This window comes from Streptomyces nidicola (genome assembly GCF_050106155.1).
Taxonomy (GTDB): Bacteria; Actinomycetota; Actinomycetes; order Streptomycetales; family Streptomycetaceae; genus Streptomyces.
In genome coordinates this window covers 3,660,515-3,681,297 of the sequence record NZ_JBNBPI010000001.1, presented here as the reverse complement: position 1 = coordinate 3,681,297, position 20,783 = coordinate 3,660,515, and the positions used below count along the sequence as shown (strand labels likewise).

The window sequence follows — 20,783 nt, the reverse complement described above, 5'->3', positions numbered from 1 at the left end:
GTAGATACCGACCAACGGAGTCCCCGTGTCGCTGCCACCCCTGGTCGAGCCAGCTGCTGAGCTCACCGTAGACGAGGTCCGCAGGTACTCCCGCCACCTGATCATCCCGGATGTCGGGATGGACGGGCAGAAGCGGCTGAAGAACGCCAAGGTGCTCTGTGTGGGCGCCGGTGGCCTTGGCTCGCCGGCCCTCATGTACCTGGCCGCCGCCGGCGTGGGCACGCTCGGCATCGTGGAGTTCGACGAGGTCGACGAGTCGAACCTGCAGCGCCAGATCATCCACAGCCAGGCCGACATCGGCCGGTCCAAGGCGGAGTCCGCGAAGGACTCGGTCCTCGGCATCAACCCGTACGTGAACGTGATCCTTCACGAGGAGCGGCTCGAGGCCGACAACGTGATGGACATGTTCAGCCAGTACGACCTGATCGTCGACGGCACGGACAACTTCGCGACGCGCTACCTCGTCAACGACGCGTGCGTGCTGCTCAACAAGCCCTACGTGTGGGGTTCCATCTACCGTTTCGACGGCCAGGCCTCGGTCTTCTGGTCCGAGCACGGGCCGTGCTACCGCTGCCTGTACCCGGAGCCCCCGCCCCCCGGCATGGTCCCCTCCTGCGCCGAGGGCGGCGTCCTGGGCGTGCTCTGCGCGTCCATCGGCTCCATCCAGGTCACCGAGGCGATCAAGGTCCTGGCCGGCGTGGGTGACCCGCTGGTCGGCCGCCTGATGATCTACGACGCCCTCGAGATGCAGTACCGCCAGGTCAAGGTCCGTAAGGACCCCGACTGCGCGGTCTGCGGTCCGAACGCGACCGTCACCGAGCTCATCGACTACGAGGCCTTCTGCGGCGTCGTGTCCGATGAGGCGCAGGAGGCCGCCGCCGGTGCCACGATCACTCCGAAGCAGCTCAAGGAGTGGATCGACGACGGCGAGAGCATCGAGATCATCGACGTCCGCGAGCCGAACGAGTACGAGATCGTCTCCATCCCGGGCGCCAAGCTGATCCCGAAGAACGAGTTCCTCATGGGTACGGCCCTGGAGAGCATGCCGCAGGACAAGAAGATCGTCTTGCATTGCAAGACGGGTGTCCGCAGTGCGGAAGTTCTCGCCGTGCTGAAGTCCGCGGGCTTCTCGGACGCCGTGCACGTCGGCGGCGGCGTCATCGGCTGGGTCAACCAGATCGAGCCGGACAAGCCGGTCTACTGAGCCTCGGCTCGGTCGCTGTGAGCTGATCGGACGGGCCTCGCGCACTGTGCGCGAGGCCCGTCCGCCGTTTCGGGGCGGACGCTCGCCGTCAGGAGCACACCTTGCCGTCGCGCGGTATTCGCCCCTCCAGGAGATACGCGTCGACCGCCGAGTCCACGCAGGCGCTGCCGGAGCCGTACGCCCCGTGCCCCTCGCCCTTCCACGTCAGCTCGATGCCGACGCCTTTGCCCAGCTCATCGGCCATGCGGCGGGCTCCTTCGTAGAGCGTGGCCGGATCGCCCGTGTTGCCCACGACAAGGATCGGCGCCGCACCCGGTGCGCTCACATCCGGGTCGTCCCACTGGCCCGGGACCGGCCAGTCATGGCACCAGACTCCGGTGTCCCAGCCCATGTACGGCCCGAACACAGGCGACATCTCCCGGAATTTCGCGAGCCGCTCCTTCGTCTCCCGCATCGTGGGACGCGCCTTGTCGTCGAGGCAGGAGATCGCGCGCTGAGAGTGGCTCGTTGTGTCGTAACGTCCGCTCGCGTCACGTTTGTTGTACGCGTCGGCGAGCGCGAGCAGGGTGGTGCCGTCGCCCCGCTCCGCGTCCCGCAGGCCCCGCGTCAGGGCGGTCCAACTGGTCTCGCTGTACAGGGTGACCGCGATGCCGGTCGTCGCGAGCGCCTCGTTCAACTCGCGACCGCTCGGGGTCGGCAGAGGTTTCGCGTCGAGCTTCTTGAGGAGCGCGGCGATCTCACGCGCACCTTCTTGGGGGTCCTTGCCGCGTGACCTGAAGTAGTTGTCGAGGGCCCGCTGGAATCCGCGGGCCTGGTTCTCGGCCTGCCCGACGCGTCCGACGCTCGGATCGACCACGGCATCCAGGGTGAGCCGGCCGACTTTGCCGGGGAACAACTGGGCGTAGATTCCGCCCAGTTCGGTGCCGTAGGAGACGCCCATGTAGTGCAGCTTCTTGTCCCCGAGAGCCTGACGCATCAGATCCATGTCGCGCGCGGCCTCGGTGGTCGACACATGGGCGAGCAGTGCGCCGGCCTGCTTGCCGCAGCCCTTGCCGAACGCGACGGCATCCCGGAGATACGCCGTCTCCTCCGCTTTGGTGTCAGGGGTGAGGTCGAGGGACTCGGCCGCCTGCGTCTCCTTGTCGCTTCGACAGCGCAGCCCTCGGCTTGCCGAGACGCCGCGCGGATCGAAGCCCACCAGGTCGTAGCGCTCGCGCAGCTTGGCGTACTCCGGGGCGAGGGCCGGCAGCAGATCCAATCCGGAGACACCGGGGCCGCCGAAGTTGAACAACAGGGACCCGATCCGCTTGCCCTGCTCGCCCCAAGCCTTGGCGCGGATGAGAGCGAGGTCGATCGTGGGCCCGGTCGGCTCGGCATAGTCGAGTGGTGCCTTGAGCGTCGCGCACTGCCAGTCGGAGCCGGGCGCGGGCGAACCCGCATGCGCACGGCAACGGCCCCAGTCGAGGTGCTGGTCGGTGAGTGACGAGGGGAAGGCAGGGGAGTCGCCGCCCGGTGCCACGTCGGCGGGCTGCGAGGCGGAGGCCGACGGTGGCTTCGCCCTGCCCCCGTCGGCACGCTCGCCCGAACCGCTGCAGCCCGCGACCGTCCCAACCGTCAGGCCGACGACCGCGGCCAGGGCGATCGCGCGGACGGCCTTTCCCCAGCGTGTGCGTGCTCCCGCGGGCGCACGCGAATCCTGTGCCGCCATGGCACCTCCCCCCCCTCAACTGCCCCCGTTCGAAAGACAGTCAAGCCATCGTAGGAGCGCCCACGGATATCCGACTCGGCCTGTGGACAACCCCGAGATCACTTGCAGACCGTTCCCTCGTTCGGGGGTTTCCCGCTGAGGAGGTAGGTGTTCACGGCGCCGTGCACGCACTTGTTTCCGCTGTCATAGGCCCCGTGGCCCTGGCCGTCGTACGTCAACTCGACGCCCGCGTCCTCGCCGAGCGCGTCGACCATCTTCTTCGCACCTTCGTACGGGGTGGCCGGGTCGCCGGTGTTGCCGACGACGAGGATCGGGGCGGAGCCGGGCGCATGGACGTCCGGGTGCTCGGCGGCCCCGTCGACGGCCCAGCCGGAGCAGTTGAGCATGCCCCAGGCCAGGTAGTCGCCGAACATCGAGGACGCCTCGCGGAACTCCGGCAGCTTCGCCTCGACGTCCTTCGCCGTGTAGCGGGGCTTGTCGTCGGCGCAGTTGATGGCGATGTTGGCGGCCTGGATATTGCTGTACTTGCCGTCCTCGTTGCGCCCGTTCATCGAGTCGGACAACGCCATGAGGATCTTGCCGTCACCGTTGTAGGCCTGCTGGAGGCCCTCGGTCAGGTACTCCCAGAAGTCCTGCGAGTACAGGGCCTGCGCGACTCCGTTGGTCGCCGCGGTCTGCGTGAGGTCGCGCGGGAAGATGCCCGGGATCGGCTTCTCCTCCAGCTCGTCGAACAGCTTGGCGATCTTGGCCTTGACGTCCTGCGGGGTGTCCCCGACGGGGCAGTCCTCGGCCTGGGAGGTGCAGTGCTGCGCGTAGTTGTCGAGGGCGAGCTGGAACCCCTTCGCCTGGCCGAGCGCCCCTTCCTCCGGGTCCTGGGTGGGGTCGACCACGCCGTCGAACACCGCGCGGCCCATCTTGTTGGGGAACAAGTGGGCGTAGACGCCGCCCAGTTCGGTGCCGTAGGAGATGCCGAAGTAGTGCAGCTTCTTGTCGCCGAGGACCTGGCGCATGAGATCCATGTCGCGGGCCGCGTCCGTGGTGCGTACGTGGGGGAGGATCTTGTCGGAGTTCTTCTCGCACGCGCCGTTGAACGTCTTGATGTTGTCGACGAGCTTCTTCTGCTCCGCGGTGTCGTCCGGCGTCGAGTCCTGTTGGAAGTACTCGTCGAGCTGTTTGTCGTCCTCGCAGGTGACGCCCGCGCTGCGGCCCACCCCACGCGGGTCGAAGCTGACGAGGTCGTAGCGGGTGCGCAGCTTCGCGTACTCGGAGCCGAAGGCCGGGAGGGTGGTGACCCCGGAGCCGCCGGGGCCGCCGAAGTTGAAGATCAGCGAGCCGATCCGCTTGTCCTTGTCCCCGCTCGCCTTGGCGCGGATCAACGCCAGGTCGATCGTGTCGCCCTTTGGTTCGTCCCAGTCGAGTGGCGCCTTCATGGTGGCGCACTGCCACTCGGCGCCGCCGGGAAGCGGGGAAGGCGCGTCTCCGCCGCCCTGGGACTCCGCCGGCGCGGGGCAGTCCTTCCAGCTCAGCTCCTGGGACGGAAGATCCACGTCGTCCTCCGTGTCGCTGCTGCACGCCGCGAGCGAGACGGACAGCAGGGTGGCGGCGGTCAGGGCAGCGGTACGGGACCAGGACGGATTGGGCATGCGTCCATCCTGCGGCGGCGGGGTGCGGGACGCTCGGGCTGCGGGCTGTGCGAGTGAGGTCCCGGCCGCCCGGGGAAGTCCGAACCCCTTAGAGAGCGCCCTTCCTTGTCAGGTGGTTGAAGAACAGCCATCCGGGGAGGACGGGGAGCCACAGAGTGAGCAGCCGGTACAGCAGCACCGCGGGCGCCGCCACTTCCTTGGGCAGACCGACCGCGATCAGACCCACCGTCAGGGTCGCCTCGACGGCACCCACGCCACCCGGTGTCGGAGCGGCCGAGCCGAGCGCGTTACCGGCGAGGAAGACCACCGCGACGCTGGCCAGGCTGATCGTGGTGGTTGTCTCGTCCCCGAAGGCGCGGATCGAGGCGTCGAGGCACATCACGAAGCAGGCGGTCAGCAGCAGCATGCCGCCGATACCGGTGAGCAGCTTTCGCGGACGCTGCAGCACATCGAGCATGCGCGGCACGACACCGGCGAAAAGTGAGCGCACGCGCGTGACGACGAATTTCCGCAGGAACGGAATCGACGTCACTACAAGGACGAGCACAGCGACGGTCAGCAGGCCCGCGATGACCGTGCGGGACGGCGACAAGGAAGGCGTCTTCTCCGTCCCTGTCAGGTAACCGAAGGTCAGCAGCAGCAGGATGTGGCTGCCCATGCCGAACAGCTGCGAGGCGCCCACACTCGCCACGGCGAGCCCCGGACGCACCCCCGCACGCTGCAGGAAGCGCGTGTTGAGTGCCACTCCACCCACCGCCGCCGGCGCCACGATCTTCACGAAGGACCCGGCGACCTGAGCCGCGACGGCCCGCATGAAGGGGACGCGTTCCGGCACGAAGCCGAGCAGGCTCATCGCGGCGGCTACGTAGCTGAGCGCGGAGAACAGCACCGCGAGGCCGACCCAGCCCCACTCGGCCTCGCCCACGATCGCCCCGAAGTCGATGTGGGTGAGCTGCGACAGCAGGAAGTACGCGCCGATCGCACCGGCGATGAAACTGATCAGCGTGCGCGGCCTGATGCGCTCCAGGCGAGCCGGTTCGACGGGTGCCTGTGGCCGGATGCGCAGCACCTGGTGGCGGATCTGGGTCAGCAGATCCTCCTCGCGGGCCTCTTCCAGGGCCTCGTCGAGGGCCCGCTTCTCGGCCTGTCGTTCCGCCTTCTCGGACTTCTTCTCGGCGCGTACAGCCGCCTTGCCGGTGTCGCCGGTGGTGGTCTCCTCGATGCGCGCCTGCTTGGCCTTGCTGGACGCCTCCAGGACGGCCTCGCGCTCGCGCTGGGCACGCTCACGTCCGAGCTTGCGCAGCGTCGCCCTGGTGGTGCGGGTGAGCGCGATCGGCTGCAGCAGCGGCAGACAGTCCGCGATGGTGTCCGGGCCGAGGACTCCCACGGCGGACGCGACGGTGCGCTCGGCGCCCGCCCGAAGGCCGAGCGTCGTGAGCAGCTGGGCGATGTCCATGCGGAGCACCAGGTCGCCCGCGGCGATCTCGCCGCCGCGCAGATCCGTGAGGACCACGGTGCCGGAACGATCCACCAGAATCGCGTCGCCGGCCAGCCTGCGATGCGCGATCCGCCGTGACTGGAGCGCCTGGACCTGGTGCCAGGTGTCGCGCATCAGCTCATCGGTGATCTCGTCGTCCGGCAGCGAGTCCAGGGAACGGCCGCCGACGTGCTCGTAGACGAGCATGACGGCATCGGGGCCGAGCTCGGACGTCGCGATCAGCTTCGGCGCGTTCGCCCCGGCGGCGATCGCCGCATAGGCGAGCAGCGCCTCCTGCTCCAAGGCCTGGCGCAGCGACTGGAGGCTGCGGCGCTGCGTGATGCCGCGCAGCGTCAGGCGCCTCCACACGCGGTAGAAGAAGCCCTGCGCCTGCTGCTCCCGGTCCACCACGGTGACGTCGAGCGGTGGACCGTCCTCCAGGGTGACGAAGTAGCGCCGCCCCCGGTCGCCGTTCTCCGTAGTGCCCTCATGGGCTTCCTCGCGGGAGGCGTTGACGGGGTGGAAGCCGACGTGGCGCAGGCCGGCGAGGAGCGTCTGCCCTGTAGGGCGCACGTTCGGGGAGCCGACGGCGTACAGCGTTCCGTAGGCGACGGTCCAGCCGATGAGGACCGTCAGGATGATCGAGAACGGTGTCGTGTAGCCGGTGACGAGCATCGCGAAGGCGTCGAGCAGCAGCACCACCCACAGCACGACGCGCCACCGTGGTCGCCGGGACATGCCGACGGCCGTCATGTACGCGATGACGGGCGCCAAGTAGCCGTGCACCGGGTCGGTCAGCGCGTGGATGTCGCCGGGCGACACCGTGGTGAGCGCTTCCTGGATGGACCGCGGGGCGGCCTTGGCGACCCAGAGATCCGTCGCGAGCGTCACCCCGTGCGCGAGGACCGCGGCGAGCACTCCGTCGGCGATCCGTAGGCCGTCGCGCTTGATGAGCCGCTCGATGGCGAACGCGACCGGCACCAACAGGATGGCGATGCTCGACGCGAGACCCGCGAACTTGGTCAGCAGGTCGGGCGCCTGGCCGGTGCCCTTGTCGATGTCCTGGGCGAAGCCCGAGGTCGTGCCGTGCGCGAACGCCGCGATCGCCAGGATCACGACGACGGCGAGCAGGCCGACGAGGAGCCGCATGAGGTCGGAGGGGCGGTGCACGCGCGCGGGGAGCAGCGGTTCGTCGCCGTCGACCTGCTCGGCGTGCGCGTCCCCCTCGGCACAGTCGGGGTCGTGCAACGGTTGCTCGTGCTTCGTTTCGGAGGCCTGATCGGCCGCTTCGTCAGGGCGCGCCGGTGCCACAGAGGTGCCCTCCGCCTTGTCGGGGTGCACGCTCTGCTGCTCCGTGGTCTCTTCTTGATCTCGTATCACCAGTCACCGCCCGCACGATGGTGGCATGCCGCACCGTCATAGGGGGGCATCAGGGTGCATTCGAGGAGGCGGGAGTCCTCGGCGGGCGCCGCTGCCCGCGTCTGTCCTGGCCGCCTCCCGTACGTCCCTCCGCACTGTCGGTGCCGTGCGGCAGGATGGGTCGGATGAGCAAGGAGAGCGAACCGGCGGGAGAGCTTCCCGCGTACGCGGAGCGGGTCCTGGACGTCGCGGAGACGATTCCGCGCGGGCGGGTCATGACGTACGGGGACGTGGCCGAATGGCTCGAGGAGGGCGGGCCCCGCCAGGTGGGGCGAGTGATGGCTCTCTACGGAGGCGCGGTTCCGTGGTGGCGTGTGGTGCGCGCGGACGGGCAGCTCCTGCCGGGGCACGAGCTGCGTGCGCTCGACCACTACAGAGAAGAGGGCACGCCCTTGCGCGAGGCCTCCCGGGCCGCCGAAGGACACGTGCCGCGCCTCGACATGAAGCGCGCGCGGTGGGACGGCCGGGCGGGTACGGAAGCTCACAATTGACAGCTTCGGCCATCCCGCGCGCGGGTGGGGTGCCTGTGGCCCGTATGGGGGAAACGGGGCATGCGGGGCACTTCGGCGCCCCCGTGTCCGTTGGTGAGACCGGGCACATATGGGCCCGGAGGAGTGCGGGAGAGGCACCGGAAGCCCGGCTTCCGCCACACTCGACGGCGTAGCGTCGACGGCACCGTCGATGGCAGACACCTCCTTCACCCCACGGCCACCGCTTCGCGCGGACGGCTCTTCGACCACCAGCAAACCCACCAGGACCAGCGATCCACGTGAGTTCCTCCTCGTCCACCCGGCACCTGTCGCAGCACCAGGTTCGACAGGCGCTCCCCGGTGCGTACCGACTGGTGCGTACCCCGCCGGCCCAGGTGGACCCCCCTCGTCTGGACGCACATCAGCGTGCGGTGGTTGACCATGCCCATGGGCCGCTCCTCGTCCTGGCCGGTCCCGGAACGGGCAAGTCCACGACTCTGGTGGAGGCCGTCTCGGCGCGCATCGCCAAGGGCACCGATCCCGAGCGCATCCTGGTGCTCACGTTCAGCCGCAAGGCCGCGGTCGAACTGCGCGACCGCATGGCGCAGCGCATCGGCGCCGCACACGCCCCACAGGCGACGACGTTCCACTCGTTCTGTTACGCCCTGGTCCGCGCGCACCAGGATGCGGACCTCTTCGTGGAGCCCTTGCGACTGCTGTCGGGTCCCGAGCAGGACGTCGCCGTACGGGAACTGCTCGCGGGGCAGATCGACCTGGAGCAGGCGGGGCTCGCGCATGTGCGCTGGCCCGACGAGCTGCGCGCGTGCCTCACCACCCGGGGCTTCGCCGACGAGGTGCGCGCGGTCCTCGCCCGGAGCCGGGAGCTGGGTCTTGGGCCAGGAGCCCTGGACGCCTTCGCGCGCCGCATCGGCCGCCCGGACTGGCGGGCGGCCGCCACCTTCCTTGCCGAATACCTGGACGTCCTCGACGCACAGGGTGTGCTCGACTACGCGGAACTGGTGCATCGCGCCGTGCTCCTCGCGCGCCGCACGGAGGTCGCGGACCGGCTCGCCACGCAGTACGACGCCGTGTTCGTCGACGAGTACCAGGACACCGACCCCGCCCAGGTGCGGCTGCTGCACGCGCTCGCGGGCGGGGGCCGCACGCTCGTCGCCTTCGGCGACCCGGACCAGTCGATCTACGCGTTCCGGGGCGCGGACGTGAACGGCATTCTGGACTTCCGCGGGGACTTCCCACAGGCGGACGGCGCCCCCGCCCCGGTCGAAGTGCTCACCACATCCCGGCGTTCCGGCGCCCGTCTCCTGGAGGCGACGCGCCGCATCACCCAGCGGATGCCCCTGACCCGGCTGCCCGCCCACAAGGTGCGTGCCCACCGTGAGCTGTCGCCCGTACGCGACGGAGGCAGGACCGAGGTCTACACGTATCCGACGTCCGGTACGGAGCTCGACAACATCGCGGACATCCTGCGGCGTGCCCACTTGGAGGACGGCATCCCGTGGAGCGACATGGCCGTCCTGGTGCGGGCCGGCTCGCGCAGCATCCCGGGGGTGCGGCGCGCGCTCACGGCGGCCGGCGTCCCCCTCGACATCGACGGCGACGACCTGCCGCTGCGCCACGAACCGGCGGTCACGCCGCTGCTGACGGCCCTCAAGGTGGTGGCCAGGGCGGATGCCCCGGACTCCCCGGATGCGTCAGATGCCTCAGACGCCTCAGACGCATCGGATACCTCGGACACCCCGGTCGCCCCGGACACCCCGGGCACCCCGGAAAACGAGTACCGGCTCGACACCGAGACGGCCCTCGAACTCCTCGCCTCGCCGCTCGCCGGGATGGACACGGCCGATCTGCGCCGCCTGGGGCGCGCGCTGCGCGAGGAGGAGCGCGCGTCCGGGAACGCGCTGCCGCCGCCCTCGGACGAGCTGCTCGCGCGTGCCCTCGTCGAGCCCGAGCGGCTCGCCCTGCACGACCCGGCGTACGCCCGTGGTGCGCAGCGTCTCGGCGCGCTCCTCGCCACCGCCCGCCAGAAGCTCGCCGACGGCGGCACCGCCGAGGAAGCCCTCTGGGAGCTGTGGAACGGCACCCCCTGGCCGAACCGGCTCGAGCGCGCCGCCCGTCGAGGCGGCGCGGCCGGGCGCAACGCGGACCGTGATCTGGATGCCGTCTGCGCCCTGTTCGCCGTTGCCTCGCGCGCGGAGGAGCGCACCGGAGGCCGTGGCGCCCGCAACTTCCTGGAGGAGCTGGAGGCCCAGGACATCGCGGCCGACACCCTCGCCGGACGCGCCGTGCGCCCCGATGCCGTGCGCCTGATGACCGCGCACCGCTCCAAGGGACTGGAGTGGCGGCTCGTCGTCGTCGCGGGCGTCCAGGAAGGGCTGTGGCCCGATCTGCGGCGCCGTGGCTCACTCCTGGAGGCCGACCGCATCGGACGCGACGGCCTCGCCGAACCGCTCACCCCCGGGGCGCTGCTCGCAGAGGAACGGCGCCTGTTCTACGTCGCCGCCACGCGCGCGAGGGAGCGGCTCGTCGTCACCGCGGTGAAGGCGCCCGCGGACGACGGCGACCAGCCGTCCCGGTTCCTGACCGAGCTGGGCGTGGAACCCAAGGACGTCACCGGGCGCCCGCGTCGCCCCCTGGCGGTGGCCGCGCTCGTCGCCGAGCTGCGCGCCACGACGGTCGACCCGCGCGTCTCCGAAGGGCTGCGGGAGGCCGCCGCGCGCCGCCTCGCCCGGCTCGCGGCGCTCAGCGACGACGACGGAAGGCCGCTCGTGCCGTCCGCCCACCCGTACCGCTGGTGGGGCATGTACGAGCCGACCGAGAGCAAGGTCCCGCTGCGCGACCGGGACAAGCCCGTCGTCCTCTCCGGAAGCGCCCTCGACCAGCTGGCCAACACCTGCGCCCTGCAGTGGTTCCTCGGCCGCGAGGTGAAGGCGGACGCCCCCGCCACGGCGGCCCAGGGCTTCGGCAACGTCGTGCACGTCCTGGCCGACGAGGTCGCCTCCGGGCGCACACCCGCCGACCTCGCCGTCCTCATGGAGCGCCTGGACTCGGTGTGGGACTCCCTCGCCTTCGACGCGCCCTGGAAGTCGGCGCAGGAGAAGGAGAACGCGCGCGTGGCGCTCGAACGGTTCCTTCAGTGGCACGTCATGGACCGCACGGGCCGCACCGCCGTCGCCAGCGAACACGACTTCGACGTGACGCTCGAAGCGGGCTCCTACGAAGTACGTATTCGCGGCTCCATGGACCGTGTGGAGCGGGACGCCGAGGGCCGCGCCTACGTAGTCGACTTCAAAACCGGCAAGCAGACACCGAGCGCCGCGGACGTCGCCCGCCACCCGCAGCTCGCCGTGTACCAGCTCGCCGTGAACGAAGGCGTGGTCGACGAGGTCTTCGACGGAGCTCGTCCGCACTCCGGAGGAGCGGAACTGGTGCAGCTTCGCCAGGGCGCCGCCAAGAAGGACGGCGGCGAGGCCCTGCCGAAGGTGCAGGCACAAGAGCCCCTGGAAGGGGAGTGGGTCGGCGATCTCCTCGCCACCGCGGCAGGCAAGGTCCTCGACGAACGCTTCGTGCCGACCACAGGGCAGCACTGCACGCACTGCGCCTTCCGTGCCTCGTGCAGCGCGCGACCGGAGGGCAAACACGTCGTCGAGTGACGTGTGCCTCCACTGAGCCGGAACAGGACGGCGCTGTCAGTGGTGCCCGTTAGCCTCGATGAGGTGACCACGCGCCTCACCGACCCCGAGCAGCTCAAAGAGCTGCTCGGGATCCCGTTCACCCCGGAGCAGACGGCCTGCATCACCGCGCCGCCCGCCCCGCAGGTGATCGTGGCCGGAGCGGGCTCCGGCAAGACGACGGTGATGGCAGCGCGCGTGGTCTGGCTGGTCGGTACAGGGCAGGTCGCCCCCGAGCAGGTCTTGGGCCTCACCTTCACCAACAAGGCGGCCGGGGAACTGGCCGAGCGGGTCCGCAAGGCCCTGATCAAGGCCGGCGTCACCGACCCCGACGCCATCGACCCGGACAACCCCCCGGGCGAGCCCGTGATCTCCACGTACCACGCCTTCGCGGGCCGGCTGCTGACCGACCACGGCCTGCGTATCGGGCTCGAACCCACGACGCGGCTGCTCGCCGACGCCACCCGCTTCCAGCTCGCCGCGCGCGTGCTGCGCGAAGCGCCCGGCCCGTACCCCGCACTCACCCGCTCCTTCGCCGACCTGGTCAGCGACTTGCTCACCCTCGACAGCGAGCTGGCGGAACACCTCGTACAGCCCGGCAAGCTGCGCGCATACGACCATGAGCTGCTGCGCGCCCTCGAAGGCGTCAAGCTCAGCAACGCAGACCTGCGAAAGGTGCCCGAGGCGGCCGCCGCGCGCCTGGAGCTGGCCGAGCTCGTGGGGCACTACAGGGCGGCCAAGCGCTCGCGGGACCTCCTCGACTTCGGCGACCAGATCGCCCTGTCGGCGACGCTGGCCGACACGCGGCCCGAGGTCGGCGAGATCATGCGCGACGAGTTCCGCGTGGTCCTGCTCGACGAGTATCAGGACACGTCGGTGGCCCAGCGGATCCTGCTCGCGGGCCTCTTCGGCGGGGGAACGGGCCACGCGGTGACCGCGGTCGGCGACCCCTGCCAGGCGATCTACGGGTGGCGCGGCGCCTCCGTCGCCAACCTCGACGACTTCCCGCGCCACTTCGCGTACGCGGACGGGCGCCCGGCCACCCGCTTCGCGCTCAGTGAGAACCGGCGCAGCGGCGGCCGCCTGCTCGACCTCGCCAACGGGCTGGCCGAGCCGCTCCGGGCGATGCACGCGGGCGTGGAGGCCCTGCGCCCCGCCCCCGGGGCCGAGCAGGACGGCGTCGTGCGCTGCGCCCTGCTGAGCACGCACAGCGAGGAGATCGACTGGCTCGCCGACTCCATCGGCCACCTCGTCGCCACGGGAACGGCGCCCGGAGAGATCGCCGTGCTGTGCCGCACCGCGACCGACTTCGCCGAGATCCAGGGCGCCCTGGTCGCCCGCGACATCCCGGTCGAAGTGGTCGGCCTCTCCGGCCTGTTGCACCTCCCGGAGATCGCCGACCTGGTCGCCATGTGCGAGGTCCTCCAGGACCCCGGTGCCAACGCCTCCCTGGTGCGGCTCCTGACCGGTCCGCGCTGGCGCATCGGCCCCCGCGACCTCGCCCTCCTCGGGCGCCGGGCACGCTTTTTGGTCTCCCACGCGCGCGGGGGAGAGGACGACGACCCGGACCGGCGCCTGGCCGCGGCCGTCGAGGGGGTCGATCCCTCCGAGGTGATATCGCTTGCGGACGCGCTCGACACGTTCCTGGAGACCTCGACCGACACCGAGGAGGACGCCGACGGGCTGCCGTTCTCGCCGGACGCGCGCGTGCGCTTCGCCCGGCTCGCCACCGAACTGCGCGAGCTGCGCCGCTCGTTGTCCGACCCCCTCATGGACGTGCTGCACCGCGTCCTGGCGGTCACCGGCCTGGAGGTCGAACTCTCCGCGTCCCCGCACGCGTTGGCGGCCCGGCGTCGCGAGACGCTGTCCAACTTCCTCGACATCGCCGCGTCCTTCGCGGCCAACGACGGCTCGGCGACGCTGCTCGCCTTCCTCGGATTCCTGCGCACCGCTGCGCAGTACGAGAAAGGCCTCGACAACGCGCTGCCCGGTGGCGAGGACACCGTGAAGGTGCTCACCGCCCACAAGTCCAAGGGCCTCGAATGGGATGTCGTCGCCGTCCCCGGCCTCGTCAACGGCACGTTCCCGAGCACGCAGGGCCGCGAGAAGTGGACGGCACAGGCCAAGGTGCTGCCCCATGAACTGCGCGGTGACGGCGCCACGCTGCCCGACATCGAGACGTGGGACTCCAAGGGCATGAAGGCCTTCCACGCCGACATGAAGGACCACCAGCACACCGAGGAACTGCGCCTGGGATACGTCACGTTCACGCGCCCGCGCTCCCTGCTGCTCGGCTCCGGGCACTGGTGGGGACCGTCCCAGAAGCGCACGCGCGGCCCGTCGGACTTCCTTCAGGCGCTGTACGAGCACTGCGCCGCCGGATACGGCGAGATCGAGGCGTGGGCGGACGAACCGGCGGAGGACGAGGAGAACCCGGCTCTCCAGGAGAATGCGGCCGAGCACGCCTGGCCGCTGCCGCTGGACGAGGAGGCGCGGGCGCGGCGCCGGGCCGCCGCCCACACGGTCCTCGCCCACCTGGAGCGCGCCCCGGGATCCGAGGCCGCGTACGCCCACACGGAGACCCACCCCGCCGCTCTCGATGAGCCGCCCTTCGAGGACCCCGACTGGCCCCCGCCGCCCGAGGACGACGAACCGCCCTACGACCCTTACGAGGACGGCTACGTCCCGGACGAGGGCGATCACGACCCCTACGAGGACGACCACGCCCCCTACGAGGACGACCACGCCCCCTACGAAGGCGACGCGTCCCCGGCCGGTGCCGTCGCGCGCGTGGCCGAGCACGAGCGAGCGGCCCCGGTCGTGCCGCATCCCGCTCCCGCCCCGGAAGCGGAGCTCACCCCGGAGGAAGCGCGCACCATCGCCTCCTGGGACCGCGACCTCGACGCGCTGACGGGCGAGCTGATGCGCGCCCGCGCCGCCGTGCGCGACGTTCCCGTCCCGCACACGCTCACCGCGTCCCAGCTGCTGCGGATGGCCGCCGACCCGGATGCCTTCGCCCAGGAACTCGCCCGCCCCATGCCCCAGCCGCCGCAGCCGGCGGCCCGCAGGGGCACCCGGTTCCACGCCTGGATCGAGGCGCGCTTCGAGGAGCTGCGGCTGCCCATGCTCGAGCCCGAGGAGCTCCCCGGCAGCGATGCCGAGATCGCGGACGAGCGCGACCTGGAGGAACTCAAGGAGGCCTTCGAGCGCACCCTGTACGCCCATCGCTCGCCCTACCGGGTCGAGACGTCCTTCCAGCTGGCCATCGCGGGCCGTGTCGTCCGCGGTCGTATCGACGCCGTCTACAAGGAGGGCGACGGCGACGAGGCGACGTACGAGATCGTGGACTGGAAGACGGCCCACCGGAAGTCCGCCGACCCCCTCCAGCTGGCCGTCTACCGGCTGGCCTGGGCCGAGCAGCAGGGCGTGCCCCTGGAGTCGGTGAGCGCCGCCTTCCTCTACGTACGCACCGGGGAGACGGTCCGGCCGCGTCGGCTGCCCGGCCGGGAGGAGCTGGAGCGGCTCCTGCTGGAGGACCCGCAGCAGCCGGCGGAGCCCGTGGAGGAACCGCCGGACGAACACGTTCGGGCGGGCGGATAGGCTCGTGACCATGAGCAAGCCCGTTGACACCGCCGTCAGCACAGTCCGTGCGTATGTCGAGAACAACCGTGAGGCGTTCCTCGACGACCTCGCCGCGTGGCTGCGGATCCCTTCCGTGTCCGCCCAGCCCGACCATGCACCGGACGTACGGCGCAGCGCCGACTGGCTTGCCGCGAAGCTCTCCGAGACCGGCTTCCCGACCACGGAGGTGTGGGAGACGCCCGGCGCCCCCGCTGTGTTCGCCGAGTGGCCCTCGGGCGACCCCGAGGCCCCCACGGTCCTCGTCTACGGACATCACGACGTGCAGCCCGCCGCTCGCGAGGACGGCTGGGACACCGACCCCTTCGAGCCGGTCGTCGTCGGAAACCGCCTCCACGCGCGCGGGGCGGCCGACGACAAGGGACAGGTGTTCTTCCACACCCTTGGCGTGCGCGCCCACCTGGCCGCGACCGGCCGCACCGCACCCGCGGTCAACCTCAAGCTCCTCGTCGAAGGCGAGGAGGAGTCGGGTTCCCCGCACTTCCGTGCCCTTGTGGAAGAGCGCAAGGAGCGCCTGGCCGCGGACGCCGTGATCGTCTCCGACACCGGCATGTGGTCCGAGGGCACCCCCACGGTGTGCACCGGCATGCGCGGCCTCGCCGACTGCGAGATCGAGCTGTACGGCCCCGACCAGGACATCCACTCCGGCTCCTTCGGCGGCGCCGTCCCGAACCCGGCGACCGCGGCCGCCTGCCTCGTGGCCGCGCTGCACGACGAGCACGCGCGCGTGGCCGTCCCCGGCTTCTACGACGGCATCGTGGAGCTCACCGGCCGGGAGCGCGAACTCTTCGCGGAGCTTCCGTTCGACGAGGAGCAGTGGTTGCGCACGGCGAAGTCCCACGCCACCTACGGAGAGGCCGGGCTCACCACCCTGGAGCGGATCTGGGCCCGCCCCACCGCCGAGGTCAACGGGATCGGCGGCGGCTACCAGGGCCCCGGCGGCAAGACGATCGTGCCGTCCTCCGCGATGCTCAAGCTCTCCTTTCGGCTGGTCGCCGGGCAGGATCCGGACCACATCGAGAAGGCCGTCACCGCCTGGGTCGCCGAGCAGCTGCCCGCGGGGATCCGCCACACCGTCACCTTCGGGGCCGCCACCCGCCCCTGCCTCACACCGCTCGACCACCCGGCGCTGCAGTCCGTCGTACGCGCCATGGGACAGGCCTTCGAGCAGAAGATCCGCTTCACGCGCGAGGGCGGCTCGGGACCCGCGGCCGACCTTCAGGACGTCCTCGACGCCCCGGTGCTCTTCCTGGGCATCTCCGTGCCCTCCGACGGCTGGCACGCCCCCAACGAGAAGGTCGAACTCGACCTCCTCATGAAGGGTGTCGAAACAACCGCCTATCTATGGGGCGATCTCGCGGAGAGCTGGGCAGATGCACACTGATTGAGGCCCCGCGCACCCACCTCGCCGAACCGCCCGCCGAACCACCCATTCCACCGGGGGAGTTGGAAGCACTCGTGACCACCTGGACCGACCGAACCGCCGACCTCGCCGCGACGCGACCCCTCTCGCTCTCCGCGCCGAGCGGAATCGACCGCGCCGCGCACCACCGCCTCGACGAGGCCTGGCTCGCCGCCGCGTGGAGCCACCCCACGACCCGCGTCTTCGTGGTCTCCGGTGGTCAGGCGCTCATCGACGAGACACCGGACGGCACGACGGAACTGGTCATGACCCCGGCCTTCGAAGCGCCCCTCACCGAGGCGCATCGCTACTTCCTGGGCACCGACGAGGACGGCGTGAGCTACTTCGCGCTCCAGAAGGACACGCTTCCCGGACGCATGGACCAGTCCGCGCGCCCGGCCGGCCTGCGCGAGGCGGGCATGCTCCTCTCGCAGCGGGACGCGGGCCTCATGGTGCACGCCGTCGCCCTGGAGAACTGGCAGCGCCTGCACCGTTTCTGCTCCCGCTGCGGCGAACGCACCGTCATCGCCGCCGCGGGCCACATCCGCCGCTGCCCGGCCTGCGGGGCCGAGCACTACCCGCGCACCGACCCGGCCGTGATCATGGCCGTGACGGACGAGCAGGACCGCATCCTGCTCGGTCGCCAGGTGCACTGGCCCGAAGGGCGCTTCTCGACGCTCGCCGGCTTCGTCGAGCCCGGCGAGTCCATCGAGCAGTCGGTGCGGCGCGAGGTCTTCGAGGAGGCGGGCGTCGTCGTCGGTGACGTCGAGTACGTCGCCAGCCAGCCCTGGCCGTTCCCGTCCAGCCTGATGCTCGGCTTCATGGCGCACGCCACGTCCTTCGAGATCAACGTGGACGGTGACGAGATCCACGAGGCGCGCTGGTTCTCCCGTGAGGACCTGCGGGCCGCCTTCGACTCCGGTGAGGTCATGCCCCCCTACGGGATCTCGATCGCGGCCCGGCTGATCGAGCTCTGGTACGGCAAGCCCCTGCCGAAGCCCAGCGACGCGCTGTGACTCATCTGCGGGCCCGCTGACCTCGTGCGAGGGTGGTCCCAGGAGCCCTGACGCAAGGGGGCAGGACCATGGCAGGCTCTGCGGAACAGCGCAGGCGCGAAGAGGAAGCGGCGGCCCGGCGGCGTGAGTGGGCGCTCAGGCGCCGGGGCAACCAGGACATCACCGGCAATCGCGCGGCGAACCTGCTGACGATGATCGTCCTGCTGGTCGTCCTTGCCGTGATGGTCGTGCTGCTGGTCGTCTGACCGTCAGACAGCGAAGAGCGGACAGCGGAAAGCCCCCGTACCCGTGGGCGGGCGGGGGCCGTTCGCGCATTCGCTCGGCGCAGGGTGGCTCAGGCGGCCATGGCCTGCTTGACCTGGGCCAGCGACGGGTTCGTCATGACCGACTCGGCGCCGCTGTCGGACACCACGAGGAGCGTGGGGACCGTCTGGTTCCCGCCGTTCGCCTTCTCGACGAAGGCCGCGGACTGCGGGTCGTGCTCGATGTTGACCTCGGTGTACCCGATGCCCTCACGGTCCATCTGCTTCTTCAGCCGCTGGCAGTAGCCGCACCACGTGGTGCTGTACATCGTCACAGTGCCCGGCATTTCCTCGTGCTCCTTCGGTGGCTGGGGGTGCGTGTTCGCAATGAGTCGAACGTATGCGATCCGGCGACCATTCCCGCACGTCGAACGCATTGGTACGACTAACGGTCGGCACCTGTGGACAACGCGGCGCATCCGTCCCCGCGGACCTGGCAGCATGGCGGGGTGACAGCAGCAACGCACTCCACCCTGTTCCCGCAGGTCCCGGAATCTGCCGACGCGGTGCTCGATGGCCTCGACCCCGAGCAGCGCGCCGTGGCGACGGCCCTGCACGGTCCGGTGTGTGTGCTCGCGGGCGCGGGCACGGGCAAGACGCGGGCGATCACCCATCGCATCGCGTACGGCGTCCGCGCGGGCATCCTCCAGCCCAATACGGTCCTCGCCGTCACGTTCACCAACCGTGCCGCCGGTGAGATGCGCGGCCGGCTCAGGCAGCTCGGCGCCGTGGGGGTACAGGCCCGCACGTTCCACTCCGCGGCCCTGCGCCAGCTCCAGTTCTTCTGGCCCAAGGCGGTCGGCGGGGAGCTGCCCCGGCTCGTCGACCGTAAGATCCAGCTCGTCGCCGACGCCGCGGCCGCCTCGCGCCTGCGCCTGGACCGTGGCGAGCTGCGCGATGTGACCTCGGAGATCGAGTGGGCCAAGGTCACGCAGACCGTCCCCGGTGACTACGCCGCGGCGGTGCACAAGGCAGGCCGTGAAGCACCCCGGCTTCCCGCGGAGATCGCCCAGATCTACTCCGCGTACGAAACCCTCAAGCGGGACCGCTCCGTCATCGACTTCGAGGACGTCCTGCTGCTCACCGTGGGCATCCTCCAGGACCGGCAGGACATCGCCGAGCAGGTCCGCGCCCAGTACCAGCACTTCGTCGTCGACGAGTACCAGGACGTCAGCCCGCTCCAGCAGCGCCTGCTCGATCTGTGGCTCGGCGAGCGCGACAGCCTCTGCGTCGTCGGTGACGCCAGCCAGACGATCTACTCCTTCACCGGCGCCACCCCCGACCACCTGCTCAACTTCCGCACGCGTCACCCTGGTGCCACCGTCGTCAAGCTGGTCCGCGACTACCGCTCCTCGCCCCAGGTCGTGCACCTGGCCAACGGGGTCCTGACCAGAGCGAGCGGTCGCGCCGCCGAGCACCGCCTGGAGCTGATCTCGCAGCGCGAGGCGGGCCCCGAGCCGACCTACGTCGAGTACGCCGACGAGCCCACCGAGGCCGAAGGCGCCGCAAGCCGCATCCGGGAGCTGATCGACTCCGGGGTGTCGGCCGGCGAGATCGCGATCCTGTTCCGGACGAACGGGCAGTCGGAGATCTACGAACAGGCGCTCGCCGACGCGGGCGTGCCCTACCAGCTGCGCGGCGCCGAGCGCTTCTTCGAGCGGGCCGAGGTGCGCAAGGCACACCACGAGCTGCGCGCGGCGGCCCGCTTCGGTGACAACGACGCGGGACTCGACGAGGCCGTCGATCTTCCCTCCCAGGTCAGGGCCGTTCTGTCCGGCGCGGGCTGGACCACGGAGCCGCCCGCGGGGTCCGGCGCCGTGCGGGACCGCTGGGAGTCGCTCGCCGCCATCGCCCGGCTCGCGGGGGACCTCGCGAGAGCCGAGCCCACCGCGACCCTGAGCGCGTTCGTGGAGGAACTCGACGCGCGGGCGAGCGCGCAGCACGCCCCGACCGTGGAGGGCGTCACCCTCGCTTCGCTGCACGCGGCGAAGGGCCTCGAGTGGGACGCGGTGTTCCTGGTCGGCCTCGCCGAGGGCATGATGCCGATCACCTACGCCAAGACCGACGAGCAGGTCGAGGAGGAGCGGCGGCTCCTGTACGTCGGGGTGACCCGCGCGCGGCGCCATCTCGGCCTTTCCTGGGCGCTGTCCCGCTCTCCGGGCGGCCGCCCGAACCGCAGACCGAGCCGGTTCCTCGACGGGCTGCGACCGGGGTCCACGGGCTCGGCCGGACGCGGGGCGAGCGTGGGGCGCGGCGGCATCGAGTTCGGGACCCGTGCGGGCACCCGCGAGCCGCTCGGCGCCACGCGCCCCAGAGGCGACCGGAAGGTGGCCCGCTGCCGCGTGTGCGGGCGCACGCTCGAGGCCGCCGAGATGAAGCTGATGCGCTGCGAGGACTGCCCGTCGGACATGGACGAGGGGCTGTACGAGCGACTGATCGAGTGGCGGGGCCGCACGGCGGAGGGCCTCGGCCAGCCCGCGTTCTGCGTCTTCACGGACAAGACCTTGATCGCCATCGCCGAGACCGCCCCCGAGGACGCGGCCGAGCTGTCCCGCATCCCGGGCGTCGGACGCCGGAAGTTTCGGACGTACGGCTCCGACGTTCTGGCCATTTGTGCAGGTCAGACGATTGGTGATCAGGTCGACGAGGAGGCCGCGGACGACTGACGCAAACTCGTCGAAAAAATAGTTTGCGCATGCCCCAACAATCCCCATAGGTTCTAAAGCACGAAAGCAGCGGCCTTCTCGAAGGCCCTGGTTCCGTGTTGTACTTGAATGCCGTCGGACCGGTTCGCACCGGTCCCCGAGACGCCGA

Annotated in this window: 12 protein-coding genes; 8 read left to right on the top strand and 4 right to left on the bottom strand. The window is 70.8% G+C overall.

Annotated elements, in window-relative coordinates; translation table 11 throughout:
• Window positions 1–25 precede the first annotated feature (25 nt).
• On the top strand, window positions 26–1,204 hold the full coding sequence (moeZ, locus tag ACOKM3_RS16610; protein WP_426901229.1) for an adenylyltransferase/sulfurtransferase MoeZ: 1,179 nt from the start codon (window positions 26–28) through the stop codon (window positions 1,202–1,204).
• 88 nt (window positions 1,205–1,292) lie between these two features.
• Here moeZ and ACOKM3_RS16605 read toward each other — a convergent pair whose 3' ends face one another.
• From ACOKM3_RS16605 to ACOKM3_RS16595, 3 genes are all read right to left on the bottom strand, one after another.
• Window positions 1,293–2,912, bottom strand: coding sequence for an alpha/beta hydrolase (locus ACOKM3_RS16605; RefSeq protein ID WP_426901227.1), 1,620 nt, complete (start codon window positions 2,910–2,912; stop codon window positions 1,293–1,295).
• A gap of 98 nt (window positions 2,913–3,010) precedes the next feature.
• On the bottom strand, window positions 3,011–4,555 hold the full coding sequence (locus ACOKM3_RS16600; protein WP_426901225.1) for an alpha/beta hydrolase: 1,545 nt from the start codon (window positions 4,553–4,555) through the stop codon (window positions 3,011–3,013).
• Between the two features lie 88 nt (window positions 4,556–4,643).
• Complete coding sequence (locus ACOKM3_RS16595; protein ID WP_426901223.1) at window positions 4,644–7,412, bottom strand: lysylphosphatidylglycerol synthase transmembrane domain-containing protein; 2,769 nt, start codon at window positions 7,410–7,412, stop codon at window positions 4,644–4,646.
• 164 nt (window positions 7,413–7,576) lie between these two features.
• Between ACOKM3_RS16595 and ACOKM3_RS16590 the strand changes: the two genes are divergently transcribed.
• The 6 genes from ACOKM3_RS16590 (at window position 7,577) to ACOKM3_RS16565 (ending at window position 17,912) form a co-directional block, all read left to right on the top strand.
• Window positions 7,577–7,942 carry an MGMT family protein gene (locus ACOKM3_RS16590; protein ID WP_426901221.1) on the top strand — a complete coding sequence of 122 codons (366 nt, stop codon included), beginning with the start codon at window positions 7,577–7,579 and terminating at the stop codon, window positions 7,940–7,942.
• A 278-nt stretch (window positions 7,943–8,220) separates the two neighbouring features.
• Window positions 8,221–11,592 carry an ATP-dependent helicase gene (locus ACOKM3_RS16585; protein ID WP_426901219.1) on the top strand — a complete coding sequence of 1,124 codons (3,372 nt, stop codon included), beginning with the start codon at window positions 8,221–8,223 and terminating at the stop codon, window positions 11,590–11,592.
• Window positions 11,593–11,655: 63 nt separating this feature from the next.
• Window positions 11,656–15,210, top strand: coding sequence for an ATP-dependent DNA helicase (locus ACOKM3_RS16580; protein ID WP_426901217.1), 3,555 nt, complete (start codon window positions 11,656–11,658; stop codon window positions 15,208–15,210).
• A gap of 10 nt (window positions 15,211–15,220) precedes the next feature.
• A complete protein-coding gene (locus tag ACOKM3_RS16575; protein WP_426901215.1) occupies window positions 15,221–16,633 on the top strand; it encodes a dipeptidase in 1,413 nt (470 codons plus the stop codon).
• A gap of 74 nt (window positions 16,634–16,707) precedes the next feature.
• Window positions 16,708–17,667, top strand: a complete 960-nt coding sequence (gene nudC, locus ACOKM3_RS16570; RefSeq protein ID WP_422474048.1) for an NAD(+) diphosphatase — start codon at window positions 16,708–16,710, stop codon at window positions 17,665–17,667.
• Between the two features lie 68 nt (window positions 17,668–17,735).
• A complete protein-coding gene (locus ACOKM3_RS16565) occupies window positions 17,736–17,912 on the top strand; it encodes a hypothetical protein (protein ID WP_266713840.1) in 177 nt (58 codons plus the stop codon).
• 89 nt (window positions 17,913–18,001) lie between these two features.
• Here ACOKM3_RS16565 and ACOKM3_RS16560 read toward each other — a convergent pair whose 3' ends face one another.
• On the bottom strand, window positions 18,002–18,256 hold the full coding sequence (locus tag ACOKM3_RS16560; protein ID WP_385768617.1) for a glutaredoxin domain-containing protein: 255 nt from the start codon (window positions 18,254–18,256) through the stop codon (window positions 18,002–18,004).
• A gap of 162 nt (window positions 18,257–18,418) precedes the next feature.
• Between ACOKM3_RS16560 and ACOKM3_RS16555 the strand changes: the two genes are divergently transcribed.
• Entirely contained in the window at window positions 18,419–20,635 is a 2,217-nt protein-coding gene (locus ACOKM3_RS16555; protein WP_426901213.1) for an ATP-dependent DNA helicase UvrD2, read from the top strand.
• The last annotated feature ends 148 nt before the right edge of the window (window positions 20,636–20,783 follow it).